The 22964-nt window shown below is 65.7% G+C and carries 18 protein-coding genes; 6 read left to right on the top strand and 12 right to left on the bottom strand.

Annotation, left to right across the window (positions count from 1 at the left end; all coding sequences use genetic code 11):
* Window positions 1-6: 6 nt before the first annotated feature.
* A complete protein-coding gene (locus DBR47_RS22655; protein WP_124454406.1) occupies window positions 7-2361 on the bottom strand; it encodes a bifunctional salicylyl-CoA 5-hydroxylase/oxidoreductase in 2355 nt (784 codons plus the stop codon).
* Window positions 2362-2623: 262 nt separating this feature from the next.
* Here DBR47_RS22655 and kynB point away from each other — a divergent pair, with 262 nt between their 5' ends.
* The 6 genes from kynB to DBR47_RS22625 all read left to right on the top strand — a co-directional run bounded on the left by kynB (window position 2624) and on the right by DBR47_RS22625 (window position 11119).
* Window positions 2624-3274, top strand: a complete 651-nt coding sequence (gene kynB / locus DBR47_RS22650; protein WP_124454404.1) for an arylformamidase — start codon at window positions 2624-2626, stop codon at window positions 3272-3274.
* A gap of 15 nt (window positions 3275-3289) precedes the next feature.
* Window positions 3290-4591, top strand: a complete 1302-nt coding sequence (gene kynU / locus DBR47_RS22645; protein ID WP_124454402.1) for a kynureninase — start codon at window positions 3290-3292, stop codon at window positions 4589-4591.
* A complete protein-coding gene (gene kynA / locus DBR47_RS22640) occupies window positions 4588-5436 on the top strand; it encodes a tryptophan 2,3-dioxygenase (protein WP_124454400.1) in 849 nt (282 codons plus the stop codon). Before kynU ends, kynA begins: the two co-directional genes overlap by 4 nt.
* Window positions 5437-5633: 197 nt before the next feature.
* Window positions 5634-6497 (top strand): ABC transporter substrate-binding protein, encoded by an 864-nt coding sequence (locus DBR47_RS22635; RefSeq protein WP_124454398.1) that lies wholly within the window; start codon window positions 5634-5636, stop codon window positions 6495-6497.
* Window positions 6494-9130, top strand: a complete 2637-nt coding sequence (locus DBR47_RS22630) for an ATP-binding protein (protein WP_124454396.1) — start codon at window positions 6494-6496, stop codon at window positions 9128-9130. Before DBR47_RS22635 ends, DBR47_RS22630 begins: the two co-directional genes overlap by 4 nt.
* Window positions 9131-9310: 180 nt before the next feature.
* Complete coding sequence (locus tag DBR47_RS22625) at window positions 9311-11119, top strand: aminopeptidase P family protein (protein ID WP_124454394.1); 1809 nt, start codon at window positions 9311-9313, stop codon at window positions 11117-11119.
* A gap of 43 nt (window positions 11120-11162) precedes the next feature.
* Here the strand turns inward: DBR47_RS22625 and DBR47_RS22620 are convergent, their stop codons facing one another.
* From DBR47_RS22620 to DBR47_RS22570, 11 genes are all read right to left on the bottom strand, one after another.
* A complete protein-coding gene (locus tag DBR47_RS22620; RefSeq protein ID WP_124454392.1) occupies window positions 11163-12020 on the bottom strand; it encodes a LytTR family DNA-binding domain-containing protein in 858 nt (285 codons plus the stop codon).
* Window positions 12017-13135 carry a sensor histidine kinase gene (locus DBR47_RS22615; protein WP_197047235.1) on the bottom strand — a complete coding sequence of 373 codons (1119 nt, stop codon included), beginning with the start codon at window positions 13133-13135 and terminating at the stop codon, window positions 12017-12019. Before DBR47_RS22615 ends, DBR47_RS22620 begins: the two co-directional genes overlap by 4 nt.
* Window positions 13136-13238: 103 nt before the next feature.
* A complete protein-coding gene (locus DBR47_RS22610) occupies window positions 13239-13487 on the bottom strand; it encodes a hypothetical protein (RefSeq protein WP_124454390.1) in 249 nt (82 codons plus the stop codon).
* Window positions 13488-13646: 159 nt separating this feature from the next.
* Window positions 13647-14003: a ferredoxin gene (locus DBR47_RS22605; RefSeq protein WP_124454388.1), complete on the bottom strand. Its 357-nt coding sequence runs from the start codon at window positions 14001-14003 to the stop codon at window positions 13647-13649.
* Window positions 13993-15471 carry a PepSY domain-containing protein gene (locus tag DBR47_RS22600; protein ID WP_124454386.1) on the bottom strand — a complete coding sequence of 493 codons (1479 nt, stop codon included), beginning with the start codon at window positions 15469-15471 and terminating at the stop codon, window positions 13993-13995. The genes DBR47_RS22605 and DBR47_RS22600 overlap by 11 nt, the downstream gene beginning before the upstream one ends.
* Before the next feature lie 10 nt (window positions 15472-15481).
* Window positions 15482-17596, bottom strand: a complete 2115-nt coding sequence (locus DBR47_RS22595; RefSeq protein ID WP_124454384.1) for a TonB-dependent siderophore receptor — start codon at window positions 17594-17596, stop codon at window positions 15482-15484.
* Window positions 17597-17656: 60 nt separating this feature from the next.
* Entirely contained in the window at window positions 17657-18427 is a 771-nt protein-coding gene (locus tag DBR47_RS22590) for an ABC transporter ATP-binding protein (protein ID WP_124454382.1), read from the bottom strand.
* Complete coding sequence (locus DBR47_RS22585) at window positions 18424-19437, bottom strand: iron ABC transporter permease (protein WP_231512459.1); 1014 nt, start codon at window positions 19435-19437, stop codon at window positions 18424-18426. Before DBR47_RS22585 ends, DBR47_RS22590 begins: the two co-directional genes overlap by 4 nt.
* Window positions 19434-20282 (bottom strand): ABC transporter substrate-binding protein, encoded by an 849-nt coding sequence (locus DBR47_RS22580; protein ID WP_124454380.1) that lies wholly within the window; start codon window positions 20280-20282, stop codon window positions 19434-19436. The genes DBR47_RS22585 and DBR47_RS22580 overlap by 4 nt, the downstream gene beginning before the upstream one ends.
* Window positions 20270-20827 (bottom strand): hypothetical protein, encoded by a 558-nt coding sequence (locus DBR47_RS22575; protein WP_124454378.1) that lies wholly within the window; start codon window positions 20825-20827, stop codon window positions 20270-20272. The genes DBR47_RS22580 and DBR47_RS22575 overlap by 13 nt, the downstream gene beginning before the upstream one ends.
* Window positions 20817-22853, bottom strand: coding sequence for a TonB-dependent siderophore receptor (locus DBR47_RS22570; RefSeq protein ID WP_124454376.1), 2037 nt, complete (start codon window positions 22851-22853; stop codon window positions 20817-20819). Before DBR47_RS22570 ends, DBR47_RS22575 begins: the two co-directional genes overlap by 11 nt.
* Between the last annotated feature and the right edge of the window lie 111 nt (window positions 22854-22964).

Here is a 22964-nt window from a genome sequence, read left to right as displayed (position 1 = left end):
CCGCAGTCATACGCCCAGCGCCTTGTTCGCCTGCTCCAGCGCGCTCAGGCCGCCGGCCTGAGCAGAACTTGCACGCTGGCGTTCAAACTCCCGCTCCATCTGCTGCTTGCCCGCATGGTATTGACGCGGCCAATCGAGACCTTGCGGCCCAGCATAGCCGATGCGCGCCGCCTCGCTCAGCGTCCAGGCCGGATTGGCCAGATGGGGCCGGGCGATGGCGCAGAGATCGGCACGGCCGGCCGCGATGATGCTGTTGACATGATCGGCCTCCGAGATCGCCCCCACCGCCATGGTGGCAATGCCCACGCGGTTGCGAACGCTCTCGGAAAACGGCGTCTGCCACATGCGGCCGTAGACCGGCTTCTCCAGCTTGCTGACCTGGCCGGAGGACACATCGATCAGATCCGCCCCCGCCGCCTTGAAGGCCGCCGCGATAAGCACCGCATCCTCGGGCGTGGTGCCGCCCGCCACCCAGTCGTGCGCCGAGATGCGCACCGACATGGGCCGCTCGGCTGGCCACAAGCGGCGCATGGCGCGGAAGACCTCAAGCGGGTAACGCAGACGATTCTCCAGACTGCCGCCGTACTCGTCTTCACGGTGATTGGTCAGTGGGGAGATAAAGCTAGACAGCAAATAACCATGGGCGCAGTGCAGCTCCAGCCAATCGAAACCAGCGGCGGCGGCACGCTCGGTGGCGGCGCAGAATTCGGCCAGCACCCGGTCCATATCGGCTCTGGTCATCGCGCGAGAAACATCGCTGACGCCCTCCAGATACTGCTGGCTGGAGGCCGAGATCAGCGGCCAGTTGCCGCTCTCAAGCGGCTGGTCTATGCCCTCCCAGCCCAGGCGGGTCGAGCCCTTGGCACCGGAATGACCCAGCTGCATCGCGATCTTGGCGGAGCTATGGGCGTGGACGAAATCCACGATGCGGCGCCAGGCTTGACCCTGCGCGTCGGTATAGAGCCCGGGGCAGCCCGGGGTGATGCGGCCGTCGGGTGAAGGCGCCGTCATCTCGGCGAACACCAGGCCGGCACCACCCAGGGCGCGGGCGCCCAGATGCGTCAGGTGGTAGTCGCCGGGCAGGCCGTCCACACAGGAGTACTGGGCCATGGGCGAGACCACGACGCGATTCTTCAGCCTCAACCCGCGCAGCTTGAAGGGGGTGAACATGGGCGGCACCGGCTTGGGCGCCGCGATACCACTCTGCGCCGCCAGCCATTGCTCAAAGGCCGCCACATAGGCCGCGTCGCGCAGGCGCAGGTTCTCGTGCGAGATGCGTTGCGAGCGGGTCAGCAAGGAATAGGCAAACTGATCGGGCGCCAAGCGCGCATGGCGTTCCACGTTCTCAAACCACTCGGTGGAGTTACGCGCCGCGTTCTGGATGCGCAAGACCTCGATGGAGCGCGTCGCCTGGTAGTGATCCAGGGCCGCTTGCAGATCGCCGGGATGGGCCGCCATGTCCTTGGCCAGGGCGATGGCGTCCTCAAAGGCCAGCTTGGTGCCCGAGCCGATGGAGAAATGCGCGGTGTGGGCGGCGTCACCCATCAGCACAACCGGTGCGCGCCCGTTGTGATGCACCCAGTTCTTGCAGACCACACGCGGGAAGCGAATCCACTGCGCCGAGCCGCGCAGATGGGCGGCGTTGGAAACGAGCTTGTGGCCGTCCAGCACCTTGGCAAACAGCTTCTCGCAAAAAGCGATGCTGTCTTCCTTGCTCATGGCCTCAAGGCCGGCGGCCTGCCAGACGGCGTCCGGCGCTTCGACGATGAAGGTGGAGGTGTGCTCGTCAAAGCGGTAGGCGTGGGCTTGGAACCAGCCGAACTCGGTCTTCTGGAAGTCGAAGGTGAAGGCCTCGAACAAGCGGCTGGTGCCCAGCCAGACAAAACGGTTCTGGCGCAGATCGATATCGGGCTGATAGGTGGCGGTGTACTTTTGGCGCAAGCGGCTGTTGAGGCCGTCGCAGGCGATGATCAGATCAGCGTCCAGACCCTCGTCGTCGTCGACATTGCATTCATAGCGCAGGTCCACGCCCAGCTCCACACAGCGGGCTTGCAGAATATTGAGCAACTTCATACGGCCGATGCCGCAAAAGCCATGGCCGCCTGAGCGCAGCGTGCGGCCCTCGATATGCACCTCGATATCGTCCCAGTGGTTGAAGGCGGTGAGGATTTCGTCTGCCGTCTTCTGATCGGCCTCGCGCATGGCCGTGAGGGTCTGGTCGGAGAAGACCACACCCCAGCCAAAGGTGTCACCCGGCTTGTTGCGCTCCAGCACGGTGATCTGGTGGGCAGGGTTTTGCTGCTTCATCAGCAGGGCGAAATACAGGCCGGCGGGGCCGCCGCCGATACAGGTGATGCGCATGAGTCAATCTCCATCAATCGCCGAGCAGCACAGGTTTTTTGTGCTGCCATGCGATGCACTTTAGGTCTGGATAGTTTAGACGTCAACTAAATTTGCCAGAGCTTGCGGTCGGGACTTTCCCGCACAACAATCAAGCCCAGCCGCTTTTTCGCCAAGCCGAATTTCCTGTTGGGATTAACCGACACCACGGCCCGCCAAGCCTTGCTATGGTGCGCTCCCATCGCTGATTTACCCAAGCAAGCGAACGGATTCAGGAGCTTTTATGAACCTCGCCAACAAGCCCGCCAGCCCAAGACTCTGGGACATCTCCCCGCTTGTTTCGCCCCAATCGCCCATCTTCCCCGGCGACGAGCCCTATGCCCTACGCTGGACGGCTACGCTTTCGCCGGAATGCCCCGTCAACCTCAGCGCTCTGACCATGTCACCCCATGTGGGGGCGCACGCCGATGCGCCCTTGCATTACGCCGCTGGCGGCGCAAGTGCGGCCGAGGTCGAGTTGGATGCTTACCTCGGCCCTTGCCGCGTCATCCACGCCATAGGCTGCGGCCCGCTGATACAGATTGAACATCTGCAGCACGCGCTAGGCACGGGTCTACCGCCTCGGGTGCTGGTGCGCTGCAATGAGAAGGCCAAGGAGGTCTGGGACCCCGCTTTCAGCGCCTACGCCCCCGAGACCGTGGCCTGGTTGGCGGCCCAGGGGGTGCGCCTGATAGGCCTGGACACGCCCTCGGTAGACCCGGCGGAGAGCAAAAGCCTGCTAAGCCATCAGCAGCTGCGAACGCTGAATCTGCGCGTGCTGGAGAACCTGGTGCTGGACGATGTACCCGAGGGCGATTACGAGCTGATCGCCCTGCCCCTCAAACTGGCCGGTGCCTGCGCCTCCCCGGTGCGCGCCGTCCTTCGCAAAATCTAAGAAAAGAGGCCCGATATGAGCACCACCCGCCAAGACTGCGAAGTACGCGATCAAGAAGACCCGCTGCGCGAACTGAAGTCGCAGTTCGATCTGCCAGCCGGCGTGATTTACCTCGACGGCAATTCCCTGGGCGTGCTGCCGCGCGCCACCCTGGGCCGCGTGCAAGAGGTGATCCAGCGCGAATGGGGCCAGGATCTGATCAAAAGTTGGAACACCGCCGGCTGGATCGATCTGCCCAGCCGCATCGGCGACAAGATCGCCCGCCTGGTCGGCGCCCGCCCGGGCGAGCTGATCGTGGCCGACTCGACCTCACTCAATCTCTACAAGGTTTTGTCTACGGCTCTGCGCTTAGTGCAACAAGACGCGCCCGAGCGCAAGGTGATCGTCTCCGAGCGCAGCAACTTCCCCACCGATCTCTACATCGCCCAAAGCCTGGCCGAGCAGTTCGGCGCTCGCCTGCATTTGGTGGACCGCGTGGAAGACATCCCCGCCTGCCTGAACCAGGATCTGGCGGTGCTGATGCTGACCGAGGTCAATTACCGCACGGGCTACAAGCACGAGATGGCGACCCTGACCCAGGCCGCCCATGCGGCCGGCGCCCTGGTGGTCTGGGATCTGGCCCATTCGGCCGGCGCGGTGCCGGTGGACTTGAACGCTGCGGACGCCGACTTCGCCATCGGCTGCGGCTACAAGTATTTGAACGGCGGCCCCGGCGCCCCGGCCTTTGTCTGGGTTCACCCCCGCCATGTGGCGCGGGCCCAGCAGCCCTTGTCGGGCTGGTTGGGCCATGCCGCGCCTTTCCAGTTCACGACGGACTACCAACCCGCCCCCGGCATCAAGCGCTATATCTGCGGCACACCCGCCCTGCTGTCTTTGGCCGCGCTGGAATGCGGGGTGGACACCGTGCTGGCCGCCGAACCCTTGGGCGGCATGGCCGCCTTGCGCGCCAAGTCCATCGCGCTAACCGAACTCTTCATCGCACTGGCCGAGGCCCGCTGCGGCGCTTTGGGCGTGCTGCTCGCCTCGCCGCGCGACGCGCGCCAGCGCGGCAGCCAGGTCTGCCTGAGCCTGGTGCCCGAGCTGCAGGACGCCAGCTATGCCGTGGTCCAGGCCTTGATCGCGCGTGGCGTGATCGGCGACTTCCGCGCCGGCGACCCGAGCGATCTGGCCGCCACCCCGCACATCCTGCGCTTCGGCTTCACCCCGCTCTACCTCGGCTTTGTCGATGTGTTTGATGCCGTCGAGCATCTGGTCCAGGTCCTCCAAAAAGAGGAATGGCGTGCCCCCCAATTCGCCCAGAAAGGCCAAGTGACATGAGCTGCCCCCACCATCCAGAAAACATCGTGCTTGAAGAAGGCGCCCAGCTCGACTTCTCCAGCGATATGAGCTACGGCGACTATCTGCAGCTGGACCAAATTCTCTCGGCCCAGAAGCCGCTCTCGCCCGAGCACAACGAGATGCTTTTCATCGTCCAGCATCAGACCTCGGAGCTGTGGATGAAGCTAATGCTGCATGAGTTGCAGGCCGCCGTGGCCAAGCTGGCGGCGGATCAGCTGCCGGAGTCCTTCAAGATGCTGGCCCGGGTCTCCAAAATCATGGAGCAGCTGGTCCATGCCTGGGATGTGCTGGCGACGATGACGCCGCCCGAGTACTCGGCCATTCGACCCTATCTGTCGAATAGCAGCGGCTTCCAGAGCGCCCAGTACCGCCGCATCGAGTTCATGCTGGGCAATAAGAATGCGGCCATGCTGGGGCCACACGCCCACCGGCCCGACTTGCTGGCCGAGGTGGAGGCCGCTTGGCGCGCGCCCTCGCTCTACGACGAAACCCTCAAACTGATGGCCCGCCGTGGCATCCAGGTTCCCGCTCAGGCCCTGGAACGTGACTGGACCCAGCCGCGCCTGGCCGACGAGGGCGTCAAGCAAGCCTGGCTGCAGGTCTACCGCGATCCTCAAGCGCATTGGGATCTGTATCAGATGGGCGAGGAATTGGTGGACCTGGAAGACGCTTTCCGGCTCTGGCGCTTCCGTCATGTCACGACGGTAGAGCGGGTGATCGGCTTCAAGCGCGGCACCGGCGGCACCTCGGGCGTGGGCTATCTGCGCAAGATGTTGGACGTGGTGCTCTTCCCCGAACTGTGGGCCCTGCGCACCGAGCTGTGAAATAGCTGTGGCAAGCCCGCCAATCCCGACTTGCCGGCGCGGGCATCTGCTATAAAGTCCTGCAGCAAGGGCGGGTCTTTCGATGGCAGCGCCCCGGCACGTTGGCTTGGAGCGCCCTGGTCTTTTCATCCCGTTCCGCGCCCCGGCCGCAGCGAGCTCGATCTCGCCTCGCAAGAGGTCATGGTGAGGAAGACGCGATGCATTTGTCAGGGTCCGATCCAGCTGCCAGCCCGCCACTCAGGCGCCGTGGTCTTGCGCTGCGCAAGGCGCTTGGCCGCCTGCTTGGCGGCAGCCTCGGCCTCACCAGCCTGCTGCTGGCTCCCCAAGCACAGGCAGGCGAGGTCTCGCAGCGGGTTTTACAAAGGCATAGCGTCAGGGTCTGCATCTGGCCCGGTTATGTGGGCATCAGCCATCGCAGCCCCCGAACGCAAAAACTCAGCGGCATCGATATCGATCTGTCGGCCGCCTTCGCCAAGGACCTCGACGCCAAGCTGGAGTATGTGGAGACCAATTACGCTCGCTTCATCGACGATCTGCTGAAGGACCGCTGCGACATCGCCATGTTCGGCATCGGCGTCACCCCCCAGCGCCAGGCACGGCTGAGCTTCAGCGCGCCCTATCTGAAGACCGATATCTACGCCCTCACCACCCGCTACAGCCGGGTGATCAAAAGCTGGGACGATATCGACAAACCCGGCGTCAAGGTCGCGGCACCGGCAGCCAGCTTTATCGCGCCGGTGATGGCGGCCTGGCTCAAACAGGCCCAGCTGGTGCAGATCAGCCCGCCACAAACCAATGAGATGGAGTTGGAGGCCGGTCGGGTCGATGTCTTCATGACCGACTTCCCCTACAGCCAGCGCCTGCTGGAAACCAATGACTGGCTGCGCCGCCTGAGCCCGCCCAGCCCCATCTCGCCCATGCCTTACGCCTACGCCGTCAAGCCCGGCGACGCCGGCTGGCTGGCTCGGGTGGACCGCTTTGTGGCGGACATCAAGAAAGACGGCCGCCTGGCGGCCGCGGCGCAGAAGTACCGACTGAGCGAAATCATGGTGCGCAATTGACGGACTCGGCCAAACCCACCCCCAGCGAAGCACTGCAATCCAGCGCTGCGTTGAGGAGTTTTTTCAAGTCCTCCGCCCTGCTCAACCCTGCGCCGGCCAGCAGCTCCCCGCCCTCGCCTGCGAGCCGTAGCCTGCCCGCCTGGGTCAATGCCCGGGTGGCGGTTTGGGGCACGGCCTGCTTGATCCTGATGCTCTTGATGCTGGCCTTAGGGATGTTGTGGCTCTCGCACAAACAGGCCCAGAACGCAGCGCGCGAGCAGGCTCAGCTTTATGCCAAGACGCTGGAGTGGCAGACCAATCAAACCGTGGCCGCGGTCGAGCAAGCGCTGAGCGCTCTGGCTCGCAATCTGGACCATGAGCTGCAAAACAAGGGCGGCCTGAGCCTGCCCCACAGCGCCGCCTGGCAAGACAATATCGGCCAGCTGCTGCGCCAGCCCCTGGCCAGCATGGCTTTTGTGCGCAGCTTCTCCTTGCTGGACCCGCACGGCCTGGTCTTGGCTAGCAGCAATAGCGGCAATGTGGGTCTGCAGCTGCCGCTGGAGCGGCTCAAGACCCCATCCAACACCTTGTTGGGCGGCCTGGGCAGCTTGCAGGTCGGCCGCGACCTGGGCGACGCCGGCCCCAGGCCCGCCGCCAACCCTCTGCCCAGCCAGTCCTCGGGCAACTCCATCTATCTCAGCGCCTCGCAGTTCTACATTCCCCTGACCCAAACCCTGGGCGAGGACGGGCGCCAAGGCTTTGTGGTGGCCACGCTCAACCCCGACTATTTCTCCAAGGTGTTTGAAAGCCAGTTGGGCAGCACCGACCAGACCGGCGCCCTGCTCAGCCTGGACGGCCAGCTGATTGCCGGCAGCGCCGAGCTCAAGCTGAGCACCGGCCAGCGCTTTGAGCAGCACCTGATCTTCAGCCAGCATCTGCCCAGCCTGGAAAGCGGCAGCTACCAGGCGCGCGGACTGAACTCACAAGACAGCCTGGGCAGCTACCGCCTCACCACCAACTACCCCTGGGTGATTGTGGTGGAGCTGCCCCAAGCCATGCTGTGGGTCCACTTGCGCAGCGTCGTGCAGGCGGTGGGCCTGGCCCTGCTCTGCGGCCTGGCCTTGATGCTGGCCCTGGGCACGTTTGCCTGGCGCGCCCTCTCGGCCTATGACCAGTCGCGCAGCGAGCTGGAGTCCGCCCACCGCAGCCTGGCCACCAAGGAGCGCGAGCAAAGTCTCTTGATCGAAAACGTGCAGGAGCTGATGTTCCGCACCGACACCGAGGGCGTGCTGCAATTCGTCAACCATGGCACGTTTCTGGGCGGCAAGGATGGCCTGCCGGTGCTGGGCAAGCCCTTTGAATCCCTGATCGAGCCGCGCGACCATGCCAAGGCCCGCAGCCTGTTTCGCAGCGCCAGCGGCTTCTTGAACCTGCCCATCGCCCTGCGCCTGGCCTCACACGGTGGGCGCCAAAGAGTGCTGGAGGTCAGTGTCACCGCCATCAAGGAAGCCGACGGCAGCCTGGGCGGCTATGTGGGCTTTGCCATCGATGTGACCGAACGCGAGGACGCCCGCGAGCGCCTGCAAGCCCAGCTGGACTTCACCGCCCGCATGATCGACGTCTGCCCCATCCCCATCTTTGCCAAGGACACGGCCCTGCGCTTTGTGATGGTCAACCAGGCCTGGTCCGAGATGACCGGGGTGGACAAGCACATCGCCCTGGGCCGCAAGCTCAGCGAGGTCAAACCGCCCGCCATTTCGGGCCCGGTGGAGGCGCTGGACCTGCGCCTGCTGGCCAGTGGCGGCAGCGAGCACATGGAGGTACGCGAACGCGAGCGCTGCCTGCTGACGCACAAAACCGTGTTCTCCGACGGCCGCGGCCAGCCCGCCGGCGTGGTGGGCAGCGCCATCGACATCAGCCGTTTCATCGAGGCCGAGCAGCAGATCCGCGAAGCTCGCGATGCGGCCGAGCTGGCCAACAATATCAAGACCGAGTTCGTCGCCAATATGAGCCATGAGCTGCGCACGCCGCTGCAAAGCATCATCGGCTTTGCCGAAATCGGCCTCAGCCGCAGCGAGGACACACCGCGCCTGCACGGCATGTTCAACCGCATTTTTGCGGCCGGTCATCGCATGCTGGAGCTGGTCAACAATTTGCTGGATCTGTCCCGCCTGGAAAGCCCGGTCGGCCATCTGAGCCTGATCAAGCAAAACCTCAGACCCCTGATTCAAAACGTGGTCAACGATATGCAAGCCATGGCCAGGTCGCGCAAGGTGCAGCTGCGCCTGCATATCGAGGACGAGGGCTTGCAAGCCGCCGTTGACGCCGAACGCCTGCAGCAAGCCCTGCGCAATGTGCTGGACAACGCCTTGCGCTACTCGCCCCCCGAAAGCAGCGTGGACATTCGAGCCCTGAAGGACGAGCAAGGCATCGCCCTGAGCGTGCACGACCAGGGCCCCGGCATTCCGGCCACCGAGCTGGAAAGCATTTTTGCCCCCTTCGTCCAGGGCTCGCTGACCAAGGACGGCTCGGGCGGCACCGGCCTGGGCCTGGCCATCTGCCGCAAGATCATGAATGCCCACGGCGGCAGCATCACCGCCCACAATCACGGCCAGGGTGGCGCCTTGTTCGAGCTGCGCCTGCCGCGCGGCTGAGGGCGGCCAGCTGGCTTTGGAACTTGTCCGCAAAGCCCTCGCGCCGGGGCCAGAGCGCGGCCGCCGCCTACAATCCGCAGGCATTCAAAACCCCGAGTCCCACCGGTCTCGGGCGCGCAAGCAGCCCCTGGCCCAAGATGCCGGGCGGCATTCAAGATCGTGTTGACGGAGCTTTTAGCCATGGATTCCCGCACTTCCACCATCACCCTGCGTATCGAGAAGCTGCGCGACGCCCTGAAGGCACAAGGCCTGCACGCCTGCTTGGTGCCCTCCGCCGACCCGCATCTGTCCGAATACCTGCCCGAGCGCTGGCAGGCTCGCCAATGGCTGTCCGGCTTCACCGGCTCGGTCGGCACCTTGGTCGTCACCCTGGACCGCGCCGCCGTCTTCGCCGACACGCGTTACTGGACCCAAGCCGAGGCCGAGCTGGCCGGCACCGGCATCGAGTTGCAAAAAATCCCCACCGGCGCCGCCACGCATTTCATCGAATGGATCGCCGGCCAACTCCAGGCCGGCCAGACCCTGGCGGTGGACGGTCAAGTCTTGGGCCTGGCCCTGGCCCAGCAGCTGCGCACGGCCATGAACCTGGCCGGCATCCAGCTGCGCACCGACACCGATCTGATCGAGGCCGTCTGGGAGGGCCGCCCCGGACTGCCCGCCGCAGCGATCTATGAACATCTGCCGCCGCAAGCCACCGTCAGCCGTGCCGACAAACTGGCCCATGTGCGCGCTGCCTTTGCCGCCCAGGGCCAAACCCATCACTTCATCTCCAGCGTGGACGATGTGGCCTGGCTCTTCAATCTGCGCGGCGCCGATGTGGACTACAACCCAGTCTTTGTGGCGCACGCCTTGCTAAGCGCCAGCGAGGCCACCATCTTCCTGGCCGAAGGCAAGGTGAGCGCCGAGCTGCAAGCCCGGCTGCTGGCCGACGGCGTCAAGCTGGCCGCCTACTCGGCAGCCCCCGCCGCCCTGGCCGCCCTGCCCGCCGGCGCCCGTGTGCTGATGGACCCCCGCCGCGTCACCCTGGGCCTGCGTGAGGCCGTGAGCGCACAAGCCACGGTGCGCGAGGCCATCAACCCCAGCACCTTGGCCAAGAGCCGCAAGACCGCCGCCGAAGCCGAGTTCGTGCGCGAAGCCATGGCGCAAGACGGTGCGGCCATGTGCGAGTTCTATGCCTGGTTCGAGCAAGCCCTGGGCAAGGAGCGCATCACCGAGATCACCATCGACGAGAAGCTCAGTGCCGCACGCGCCAAACGCCCCGGCTTTGTGGGCCTGTCCTTCCCCACCATTGCCGGCTTCAATGCCAATGGCGCCATGCCGCACTACCGCGCCTCGGCCGACTCGCATGCGGTGATCGAGGGCAACGGCCTGCTGCTGATCGACTCCGGCGCCCAATACCTGGGCGGCACCACCGACATCACCCGGGTCTGGCCCATAGGCAATGTCAGCGCCGCGCAAAAGCGCGACTACACCCTGGTGCTCAAGGGCACGCTGAACCTCTCCCGCGCCGTCTTCCCGCAAGGCACTTTGAGCCCCATGCTGGACGCCCTGGCCCGCGCCCCCATGTGGGCCCATGGCATGGACTACGGCCATGGCACCGGCCATGGCGTGGGTTACTTCATGAATGTGCATGAAGGCCCGCAAAGCATCTCCAAGGCCGTGCCCGACGCGCATATGGCCATGGAGCCCGGCATGATCACCTCCATCGAACCCGGCATGTACCGCCCCGGCCTTTGGGGTGTGCGGATCGAGAACCTGGTGCTCAATGTGGCCAAGCCAACGCCAGAGCGCGGTGCTTTCGGCGCCATGCTGGCTTTTGAAACCCTGACCCTGTGCCCCATCGACACCCGTTGCATCGACTTGGACCTGCTGCAAGCCGATGAGATCGCCTGGCTGAACAGCTATCACGCCGAGGTGCGCGCGCGGCTGGCTCCCTTGGTCAGCGGCGCGGCACTGGCTTGGTTGAACACGCGGACCGAAGCGATTTAAGTCTTCTGTTGAGTCAAACAGAACGCAAAAAAATCGCGCGCTGCTACATCTGCCGGAACAGGTGCAAATAGCTGCGGCTCACCGGCAGCACCTCGCTGCGGCTGCGCAGATGCACATCGGCCGTCTCGTTAGGGCCGCGGGTGACATGGCTGATGGCATGCAGATTGACGACCACGGAGCGGTGCACCTGCACAAACTTCTGCGGGTCTAGCTGCTCCATCAGCTCGCGGATGGGGGTGCGGATCAAGGCCTCGCCCTCGTTCCAGACCACCAGGGTGTACTTCTCGTCGGAGCGCAGATAGATGATGTCCTCCACCGGGATCAGCTTCAGCGTGGCGCCAACCGAGGCGCGTATCCATTGCAAAAAAGGCTTGGAGGGGGCGGCTGCAGTTCCCGCGGGCGCAGCTGACGGTGCCGCTTCGCCGCTGCGGGCCAGCTGCTGCAGCAACAGCTCGATGCGGGCCTCCAAGGCCTCGGCCGCCGCCAGACCGGCGGGGGCAGGCTTAACGGCCAAACGCTCTTGCAAGCGCTGCACGGTATCGGCCAGGCGGGCCTCGTCCAGCGGCTTGACCAGATAGTCCAAGGCGCCTTGCTCAAAGGCTTGGACCGCGTATTGATCAAAAGCCGTCACGAACACAATCTGCGCCCGACGCGCCAGCTGACGCGCAGCCTCGACGCCATTCAGGCCCGGCATATGCACGTCCAGAAACACGATCTGCGGCTGCAGGCGCTCGAACAGCTCCAGCGCCTCGCGGCCGTTGCGAGCCTGGGCCACCACGTCCAATTCCGGCCAGGCGGCCTTGAGGGCACGCGCCAGGCTGTCGCGCAGCAGGGGTTCGTCGTCGGCAATCAAGGCCGTGGGGTGGGCGGGTCGGGCGGCGCCCTTGCTAGTGGAAGTCATGGCTGAAACTGGATCTCGGCACGCAGGCCATGGGGCGAATTTTCACTCAGGTCCAGGCGGGCCGAAGCGCCGAAAAAGACCCGCAGGCGCTCACGCAGATTGCGCAAGCCGGTGCCCGAGCCGCCACTCTGGGTCAAGCCCACGCCGCTATCGCTGACCCAGATGCGCACCGGCCCCTCGGCCCCTGTGCGTTCGGCGCCCAACAAGACCTCACCGCCCTCCTCGCTGGGGTCGATGCCGTGGCGGATGGCGTTCTCCACCAGGGTCAGCAAGGCCATGGGCGGGAAGCGCAGGCCTTGCAAGTCCTCAGCGACTTGAATCTCAAAGCGCAGGCGGTCCGGCATGCGCAGATGCATCAGCTCCAGATAGGCCCGCACCAAGGCCAGCTCGTCGCCCAGGCTGGCGGCCTCGTTCTGCAGGCGCGGCATGGCGGCACGCAGATAGGCGATCAAGCTGCGCAGCACCGGGGCTGCCTGGGGCGAGCCGGTTTCCACCAGGGCGCGCACATTGGCTAGGGTGTTGAACAGAAAATGCGGCTCCACCTGGGCTTGCAAAAGCCGCAACTGGGTGTCCAAGGTCTGGCGCTCCAGCTCGCTGCGCTCCAGATCAAAGCGCAGGGCCTGGCTGCGCGCCTCGGCATCCCGCTGGCGGTACAGCGCGCCCATGGCCAGCAAGGGCCCAACGACCAGGCCGGCGCCGGATATAAAGATAAAGCCCATCACCTTGCCCTGGCTGTTCAGCAAGGAGCTCAGGTCGCCGCCCACCGAGACCAGATAGACGGCCAGGGTCGCCAGCGGCACGGCCAGCACCACCACCACCACTTGCAAAAACCAACGGCTCAACCACTTGGGCAAGCGACGCGGCCACTGACCGGCGGCAGAGAACGCAATCAGGCCCAGCAAGCCGACGAACAAGGTCCGACCCAGGAGCACCGGGAAGGGCGTGATGAAGATGGCATCCAAGGCCATGGCGGCCAAGCTGCCCAGGCCCAGGGACAAGCTGACCCGGCCCAGGGTCAGGTAGGCGACGAAATTGGCCCAGGCTTGCGCATGGCTGGGCAGGGCTTCACTTTGGGAAGAAGCTGAGAGAGAAGAGAACGGCTTGGAATTCGGCATGCCGCTAGCCTAAGCCCTGGGCGGCCCCGTCTGAGCCCAGAACCGGCGCAAAAGCGACGAACTACGGTTTGGAGCCCTTGGATGACCCCTGGCGGCCCAGGCTTCAGGCCAGGGCGCCGATTCGGCACATCACCACATCCCGCCCCGCGTTGATGGCAAAGCGCAGGGCTTCGGCGGGCGAGGCCCAGGCAAAACCGCCGGCCAGGTTCTCGTCTCTAAAGGCTTCCTGGCGCAGAGGCTCACCGCGCACCCGCACCACGACCACGGCCGCCACATAGCCGTAGCTGTTCTTGCGCTCCACGGCGCCCGCATAAATCCGGAAATCGCCGGCATCCACTTCGTCGAACTGCATGATTCATCACTCCCGCGCCAAACCAGACTGGCACATGGCGGGACTATCCGGCCGCAGCCCGGCGGGGGGTTCACATCAAATGGGGGCACCCGAAAGGGGGATAGGCCAAATCCGCCAACAAGCGCTTTACTCCCGTCCTCGCCCCTCCCCTCAGGCCGCTCAAGGCTGCGCTTGCGCACCCGGCCCTTGGTGGAACACCAAGTCCGCCACCGGCTGGCCGTCGCGCAGATGCTCGGTGATGATGCGGTCCAGGTTCTCGCCCCGGGCATTGAAGTACCAGGTGCCATCGGGTTGCACGCACATCACCGGCCCGCCCTTGCAGGCGGCAAAGCAGCTGACCCGGCTGCGTTTGACTCGCAGCTCACCCTCGTGCAGTCCGGCGGCCTTGAACTTCTCGCCCAGGCTGTCGAACAAGGCTTGGGCCTCGCCGTCCTGGGTGCAGCGCGGGCCGGTGCAGACCAGCAGATGGCGTTTGTAGCTGGCGATCTTGGGTTTGACGATCTCATCAGCACTCATGGCATGTCTTCCTTTTCTTTTTGCGTTGGGTTTGTAGTCGGCGCCAGCCCAGCACGCAGCCGGCCAGGCACAGGCCGGCCGCGGCCAAGCTCCAGGCCAGCACCAGCGCATCTCTGGCCAAGGGCATGGCCTGCAGCGGCGGCCAGTCCCAGCGATGCAAGGCGTTGAAGAGCCAGCGGTCCACCCGGCCGTAGTGATCGACCTTTTGAGCGATGCGGGCGGCTTGCGGGTCCAGGTAGTAGCAGGTAGCGCTGGCGTCGGCGATGCAGGCCCGCAGCACGGGGAAGCTGCGCGTCTGGTGACGCAGGCCGTAGTAGTAAAGATCGGGGCCGCTCAGCCAATCATGGCTACTGATTTGCTGCTGCGGATGCATGGCTTGCAAGGCGGACAAGAGCTGCGCCTCGCTCAGGCCCTGGGGCAGGACCTGAGCCCTGGCGTCCAGGAGCAGGCTTTGCTGCTCGCTCTTGAGTCGCCAATAGCTCTGGCCCTGCACCCGCAGCCACTCCACTTCCTTCAAGCCCGGCAGCAAATCCAGGCGGGGCAACTCCGCTGGCAAGGCCTGCTTCTCACCCTGCCAAGGCGCTTGCGCCTGATCCTTGGGATTGCTGGAGGGCCAGCCCCAGGGATCCATGGACAACCAGCCGCTGAACAACCAGGCCGCCAGCACCCCGCCCGCGCCCAGGCCCAGCAAATGGTGCCAGCGCTGCCAGCGCTCGCGGTAGGGCGAGACGCTGCCGCTGGCATAGCCCCGCAGGCGCAGGCGCTGCAGGCCCAGCCACAGGCCCAGGCCACAAAGCAGCAAGGCGACGCCGCTGCTCCACAACACCACTTGGCGCCACAGGCCGGTGTCGGCCCGCAGCGGCGTGAAGTAAAGCCAGTGGGTGACCGTGCCCAGCCAGTTCCATCCGCGCTCCCAGCGGTTTGTGTCCAGCACCAATTCACCGCTGGCCTGGGCGTAGTACAGCTCGGTGCCGGCCGCATCTTGCAAGCTCACCCGCCACAGCGGGCGCGCGGCATTGAAGCGGCTGTAGATGCTCCATTGATCGCGCTGGATCAGCTCCGCCTCGGGCTTGGCAGCAGCAAGCCCCAAAGCGGCGGCCTGGGTCTGCGCCAGGTCCAGCACCTGCGCTTCTTGCAAGGGCGGCAAGCGCTGCCCCGACAGGGCCGAGACCGCCGAGGCCGTTTCCCAGCGCGGCCCGGCGGTCTGGAACAGCCAGACCGGCTCTGCCCCACGCATGCTCAGCCGCGCGCCGGTGGCTGGCCCGCCCAGCACCGCCCGCTCAAAGGCCTGGGCCGGCGCGAGCAAGCCTTGGCTAGGCAGCGGTGGCAGGGCTCGCAAGGCTTCTGCCGCCTGCAGCGCCGGGCGCGGCACCCACAACATCACCAGGCCCGAGAACAACCAAGCCAGCACCAGCAGGCCCAGGCCTATGCCCAGCCAGCGATGGGCCAGATGCAGCCAACGTTTCATCCCTGCCGCCTCAGAAGTTCAGGCGGCCGGTGAGCTGCCAGTTGCGGGGTTCGCCCAACATCACTTGCGTGCTGCTGTAGCTGCTGGTGGCATAGACCGTGTCGGCCAGGTTGCGCCCTGCCAGACCCAGGCTCACTTGCGGGTTCAGCTGCAGGTTCAGATACGCATCCAGCTGCGCGTAACCGGGCAGCCGCATGCTGTTGTTGATGCTGGTGAAGCGCGGGCCCACGCCGCGCAGCAAGACACCCGCGTCCAAGTCTGAGTGGGCCCACGTCAGGCCCAGATTGGCCATCTGCTTGGCCGCGTAAGGGGCTTGATTGCCACTCAGATCGCGGCCGCTTTGCACAACCTTGTCGTAACGCGTGCGGTTCCAGCTGATATTGCCGTCCAGGGCAAAACCGGCGGGCAGACGCAGCTGTGCCGTCAGCTCCACGCCGCTGGAGAGCAGGCTGCCGCCCTGCACGGTGTAGGCCTCCTGGCCTGGGTTCTTGACCGTGGTGAGCAGGCCCTCCTTCTTGATCTGGTACAGGGCCGCCGTCGCATCCCACTGCTTGCCAGCGCGCTTATAGCCCAGCTCCCACTGACGGCCACTGCTGAGTTTCCAGTCGGCATTGCCCTTGGAGATGGTGGCGATATTGGAGATGGGGTCGGTGGCCAGGCCGGTGTTCAGATAGACCGACTGCCCCGCGTCAATCGCGTGCAAAAGCCCCAGACGCCAGGTCGTGGGCTGGTACTTGGCGCTCCAATCGGGGCGGCTGGGCAGCAGGGCTTGACGGGCCACCTGCATGCGATCGGCCCGCAGGCCGGCATGCAGGGTCCAGTCCTTCGCCAAGGAGAGCGCGGCCTCGGCATAGGCCGAGTACTGGCGCGTCTGCGAGGCCTGGCGCGGGACCAAGGGCCCCGCCTGCAGATAGCGGCCGGGCTGAGGGTCGAGCAAGCTGACGCGGCTGGGCGTGTCGTACTCATAGCCATCATTGATGTGGGTGAAATTCAGGCCCTGGCCTTGTAGGCCCAAGACCAGGCCCAGTTCACGATTCATGAATTGACTGCGGCCTTTCAGCTCCAGATGCCCCCCGGCCTGGCGCAGGCGGTGGGCAATGCCCAGATAACCCACTCGGTCGACGGCCTGACCATCTTTGGCCAGCTCGTACTCCTCCAGATTGCGCCACTGGCGGTCAATCTCGAAGCGGTAGACCTCGCCCTCCAGCCGCCAGTCTGCCGCCAGGGTCCAGGCGCCGCGCAAGCGGGCACGGTCTTGCTGCACCCGCCAGAAGGCGTCTTCCACGTTGTAGTTTTGCTCGCGCAAACGGGCGTCAATGCGCCCCTCGCGCAGCGGTGTGCCGAAGTAGGCGCTGTTGCGGTCACGGTGCAGATCCAGAATCAGGTCCAGATGGAAGTCGGGGCTGACCTGCCAGCGCAAGGTGCTCATCAGCTTGCGCTGACGCCAGTCGCCGCGCGCCACAAAACCCTCGCCACCCTTGTCCAACAGATCCAGGCGCAGGGCGAGCTGGGCGCTCAGGGGCTGGTTCAGGCCCAGGCCCACACGCCAGGCGCCAAAGCTGCCCAAGCCCGCCTCGGCATTGGCCGCAAATTCAGCGCGCGGCTGCTTGCGCAAGAGATTGATCACACCGCCCACCGCGCCATCGCCAAACAGCACCGAGGCCGGGCCGCGCAAGACCTCCACCCGCTCGTAGCCAAAGCCATCCTGCGGCATCGACTGGGTGCCCGAGGTGGTGGGCACGCGCACCCCGTCCTCGGCCTGGACGATGGAGTCATTGCCCGAGAAGCCCCGGCTTTGAAAGGTCGAGCCCGAGCCGGGTGAGCCCTGAAAACTCATGCCCACCGTGCGCTGCACCAGATCGGCCGTGCCGGTCACACCGCGCAAAGCTTGTTGATCGATCAGAACGCTATCGCTGCTGGCGGGCAGCTCCAGGCCGCTCAGACCCAGGCGGGAGGCGGTGCTTTGGCGAGCCTGGAGCCGTGAGGCCTTGCTCTGCTTACCGTCAATCTGCACGGGCTGCAGTCGCACGGCTTCAGGCGCAGGCTCCGCAGCATGGGTGCTGCCGTGGCCCAAGGCACAAAGAGTCAACACGGCCGTGCTGAGGGGTTTGAATTGAAATCGCATCAGAAAAAACAAGGGAAAAAACTAAACAAAGAAATGGGCGGAAGGCGGCGGAAGGCTGCCCTAGGCCGTGAGGCGCCAGGGCAGCAGGCAACGCTCGCCCTCATGCTGCAGATCCAGCACCTGCACGCCGTAGCTGCGCGCCAGCAAGGCCGCGTCCAGCACCTGGGCCGGCGGGCCATCGGCCTGCACACGCCCGCCTTGCAAGACCAGCACCCGGGTGCAAAAGCGCGCCGCCAGGCCCAGGTCGTGCAAGACCAGGGCGACCGCCCGGCCGGCCTGCGCCTGAGCGCGCAGCAAGCCCATGATGTGCAGCTGATGGGCGGGGTCCAGGGCGGCCAGGGGTTCGTCGGCCAACAAGACCTCGGGCTCGGTGGCCAGCGCACGGGCCAACATCACCCGTGCCCGCTCACCGCCCGACAAGCACTGGGCCGAGTCCTCGGCCATGCCCAGCAAACCCAGCTCTTGCAGCGCCGCTTGCACCGCCGCCTGGCCGCGTGGGCGATGGGCGTCGCCATGCGGCAAGCGGCCCAGCGCCACCACCTCCCGCACCGGCAGCGGCCAATGCACCTGGTGGCCTTGGGCCAAATAGGCCAGGCGCTGGGCGCGCGCCTGCGGCCGCCACTCAGACAAGGCACGCCCACCCAATTCCACCCGGCCTTGCTGGGCCTGGCGGGCGCCGATCAAGCAACGCAGCAAGCTGGTCTTGCCCGCACCGTTGGGGCCCAAGATGCCCAGCAGCTCGCCGCCGCTGAGGTCCATGTCCAGGCCATCGATCAGCCTTCGCTCGCCCAGCTTCAGACTTAAGCCCCGCACTTGCATCAATGGCTTCATACGTCCTGGCTCCTGTGGCGCAATATCAAGAGCAAAAAGAACGGCGCCCCGACCAGCGAGGTCAACACGCCCAGTTTGAGCTCGGCGGTCTGGGTGTGCATGAGGCGCACGCCCAGGTCGGCCAGGGTGAGCAGGATCGCACCTGCCAGTGCTGAGGCGGGCAGCAGGCGCGCCGCGTCGCCGCGCACCAGAGGCCGCATCAGATGCGGCGCCACCAGGCCAATGAAACCAATCGTGCCTGCGACCGACACGGCCGCGCCCACGCAGCAGGCGGTACCCAGCAGCACGAGAGTGCGCAAGCGCCCGAGGTTGACGCCCAGGCTGTGGGCCGTCTCCTCGCCCAAGCTCAGCGCGGCCAGGCCGCGACGGCAGCGCAGCAAGAGCAGCGCGCCCACCAGCATGAAGGGCGTGGCCAGCAGCAGCTCGTGATTGCTGCGATCGGCCAGCGAGCCCATCATCCAGAACACGATCTCACTCACCGCCGTGGGCGTCTTGGCCCAGTTCAGCGTCAAGGCGATCAGCGCCCCAAACAAGGACGACACCGCCACCCCGGCCAGCACCAAGGTATTGCTGCTGGAGCCTCGCCCGGCCAGTGCAAACACAATGCCCAAAGCCAGGGCCGTGCCAAGCAGGCCAGCCAAGGGCAAGGCCAGGGCAAAGGCATCGGCAAAACCACTGTAGAGCGCGAGCACAGCCCCCAGCGCAGCGCCGCTGGAAACACCCAGCAAGCTGGGCTCGGCCAGAGGGTTGCGCAGCAGACCTTGCAAGGCCGCCCCCGCCAAGCCCAGCACCGCACCGACCAAAAGGCAGAGCGCGGTACGCGGCACACGCAGTTCCAGCAAGATGCGCGAGGCCAGCAACTCACCTTCCCAAGTGCCTTGCAAGAGGCGCAGGGGCGACATGTCCACATAGCCCACACCCAGCGAGACCACGCTCAAGGCCAGCAGCAAGATGGGCATCAACAGATAGAGCAGCCAGTGCCGTCCCTCTTTCAAAGCGAATAGGCTCACGAGCGCTCTCCCCTGGCCGCCAGCAGGGCTGCAGCCTCCAGATTCCAAGGCCCGCCGCAGACGCTCAGACGCGAAGGCAGCACCAGCTCATGCAGGCTGAGATGAGCCAGCGCCGGGTGGCTGAGCAGGCGATTGCCTTGGGTGGCAACATGACGGCGATAGTCGCTGGTGACCAGCACATCGGGCTGCTCAACCAACACCCTCTCGATGGGCATGGCGCCGTAGCCGCGCAGACCGGCACGGGCGGCCCCATTGGCATGCCCACCGGCGGCAAAGATGTCGTCATACAAAGTGCCCGCACCGGCGCTGCGCCCGCCCGCCAGGTATTGCATGGCCACGGCGGCAGGCCTCGCGGCGGCCTGGGCTTGCATCACCGCATGGCGGGCGTCAAAGCGGGCCAGCAAGGCCTCGCCCTCGGCCACCGCACCCACCGCATGGGCCACCTGGCGGATTTGCTCGCGCACCTCGGCAAAGTTCTTCACCCCCGGCAAGGCCAGCACGGGCACACCGAACTCGCGCAGCAGCCGGGCGGTGAAGCGCGTCGTCGCCGTGCCCACCAGCACCAAATCGGGCCGCAAGGCCAGCACCTCCTCGGCATGGCCACGCACATGGCGCAAGGGCCGCGCCTGTGCGTGCAAGGCCGAGCTCTCAGGGCTGGCACTGAGCCAGCTGAGCGCGGCAATGCGCTGCGGCGCCACCAGCTGCAGCAGGATTTGGTCGGTGCACAGATTCAGCGAGACGATGCGCTGCGGCAGCACCGGCGTCTGAATCTGGGCATGGGCCTGGGCACTCAGCCAAAGCAGCGCCATGCCGCCCAGTTGCAGGCAATCCTTCAGCCCCCGCATACAAAACCCTGCCCGCTGCGATCCACCGGATCGGGCGCTAAACCCAGATAGGACTGGCGCAGGGTGTCCCAGGCACGCAAGCGCTCCCAATCGGGCGCCAGAGCGCGCCAACCGCCTGGGTCCAGAAAGGGGTTGGGCAGGAATACGGTGAGCTGCTGGTCACCCAGTTGGTTGTAGAGGCGCAGGCCCCAGCTCTTGGGGGCATCCTCGCGGTCCAGCAGGCGATAGAGCTCGGCCCGGCCGGTGCGGCGCTCGGCCGCCAAGGTCGGCTCGCAGCCGCTGAAATGCCCCACGCAAATGTGGAAGTGCCAGGCACCGAAGTCGACGGTGACATAACCGTCCATCAGGCTGACCCGGGTCGGCGCATTGGGGGCGCGGATCTCCCACACCCCGCCGGGCACCATGGTGCCAAAGCGTATGTCTTGCCAATAGCCTTCGAACACATCCATCAACAGCATCCACAGGGTGTTCTCGTCGGTCGGCAAGGGCCAAAGCTCCAAGCGCCCCAAGCCGCGCTGTTCAATAATTTGACGTTCAGAATTCATGGCGATAGCTCAGTTTGAATTGACGACCGGGCTGCGGGAAGCCGAACTTCTCGGCATAGAAACGGTCGAATAGGTTTTCCACGCCGAGGTTCAAGTCCTGCGCCGGGCTGAGTTGCCAGCGGGCCGACACATCGGCCACGGCAAAAGGCTCGTAACGCACCTGCCGGCCGCTGCCCTGCACCCAGTCCTGGTCATGGCTGCGGCCCAGATAGCGCAGGCCCAAGCGCCCGCTCCAAGCCCCTTGCCGCAGGTCGGCGGCCAACCTGAGGGTCTGCGCCGGCACATTGTTGATGGGCTCCCAGGCTTCGCCTTGCTGCTGGCGAGCCTGCAAATAATGCGTCCCGCCAGCGTGCAGACGCAGCCAGGCGGCAGCACGCCAGCTCCCCTCCAGCTCCAAGCCCTGCATGCGGGCCTGCGCCGCGTTCACATAACTGAATACCTGGGTGCGAGCGTCCAGGCGGCGCCCGGCGTCGCGGCTGATCTTGTCTTTCACCCGGGTGTCGAAGTAGGTCGCATCCAGGCTCAGGCCGGCCCAGGCCCAGGCCAGCCCCAGATCCCAGCTTCGGCTGGACTCCGGCCGCAGGGCGGCATTGCCCTGAGTGATCTCGACCCGGTTGCTGTACTGGGTGGTGGCGGTGCCGGTCAACTCGGCGGCCGAGGGTGAAACAAAACCCTGGCCCAGGGTGCCGTGCAAGTGCAGACCGGAGGCCAGCTGCTGCTTGAAGCCCAGACTGGGATTGGTGCTGGAGAACTGTGCGACCGAGGGCTCGAAGTCCGTCTTCAAGGGGGTCTCCAGGGTGCGCACCTCGATGCGGTCGTGGCGCAGGCCGGCCGTCAACACCGTGTCGCCTTGATTGAGCTGCCAGCTGTTCTGTGCGTAAACACCCAGGGCGCTGCGGCTGTTGTCGGCCGAGAAGGGGGCCTTGGCCGGACCTTGGGGCAGATAGCTCTTGCTGTCGGCCTGGGCACGCTCCCAATCCACGCCCATCACCAACTGCCGGCCGTTCCCCCAGGCCCAGCTGTCCTGCAGCTGCACGCCCTGCCATTGCAGGTCCTCGGCAAAGCTGCGGAAAGGCAGGTAGGCCTGCTGCGTCGGATTGCTGGAGCTGGTGGTGCGCGTCTCATACCACTGGCTGCCGCTGAACAGGGTCAGCCCCAGCTGATGCGCGGCCACACGCCCATTCAGGCGCAAGTCCAGGGCATGACGGTCCATGTCTTTATTGCCCTGCTGGTTCATGCCATAGGCCAGGTCGCCGGGAGTGGCGATGTCACGGCCGCGGTAGAACTCGCCGCTGGCGCTCACACGCCAATCGGGGCCCAAGTTCAGCCCCGCCCGCAGGCCATGGCTTTGCTGGCCATAAGCGGTGCTGGGGCGCAGCTGGCCGTCGCCCATGCGGAAGTCCGCTTGCGAATAGACGGAAGCCGCGTAGTCGAAATCCAGGGTCTCGTTCAAACGACCCCCAAGACGGGCTCTGAGCTCGCGCACCTTTGCCGTGCCCAGGGAAGCCTGCACCATGCCGCCCAGTGGCCCACGGCTTTGGCGCGTGATCAAGTTCACCACCCCCCCCATGGCTTGCGAGCCGTAGAGCGCGGAAGCCGGGCCTTTGAGCACCTCGACCCGTTCCACCATGTCCATATTGACCAGGCTTAAATTGGTGGACATGGCGGGCCGCCCGTCCACCAGCAAAAGGCTGCGCTTGTTGATGCCCGAGAACTCGGGCCGGAAACCCCGTATGCCTATGCCCGACAGATTGCCGGGGTACTGAATGACGTCCACGCTGGCGTTCTTCTTCAGCAGATCGCTCAGCTCGCGGCTGACGGTGCGCTCGATGTCCTCAGCGCTGATCAGCTCGATGCGCTGCGGGCTGTCCGCCAAGCGGGTGGGCGTGCGGCTGCCGGTGATGACGACCATCTCCAGGGCTTTGGGGTCGGCCGCAGGGCTTGCTGTGGTCGGGGCTTGCAGGGCCAGCAATGAAGCCGCCGCCAAAAAGTTCAGGCGGGCAGCGCCCTTCGATAAATTTCGCATGTTCAAAGCAGTTCAATCAATGACCGCCTACATGGCACGAGAACAGGGCTGCGCAGCGCAAAAGAGCAGCGATAGGCGCAGGCCAAGCTCCGTCCAACACCCCGTGGGCGG

The organism is Paucibacter sp. KBW04 (assembly GCF_003852425.1).
Lineage (GTDB): Bacteria > Pseudomonadota > Gammaproteobacteria > Burkholderiales > Burkholderiaceae_C > Paucibacter_A.
Note: the sequence above shows the minus strand (reverse complement) of the source record. Positions and strands in the feature narration are given on the sequence as shown.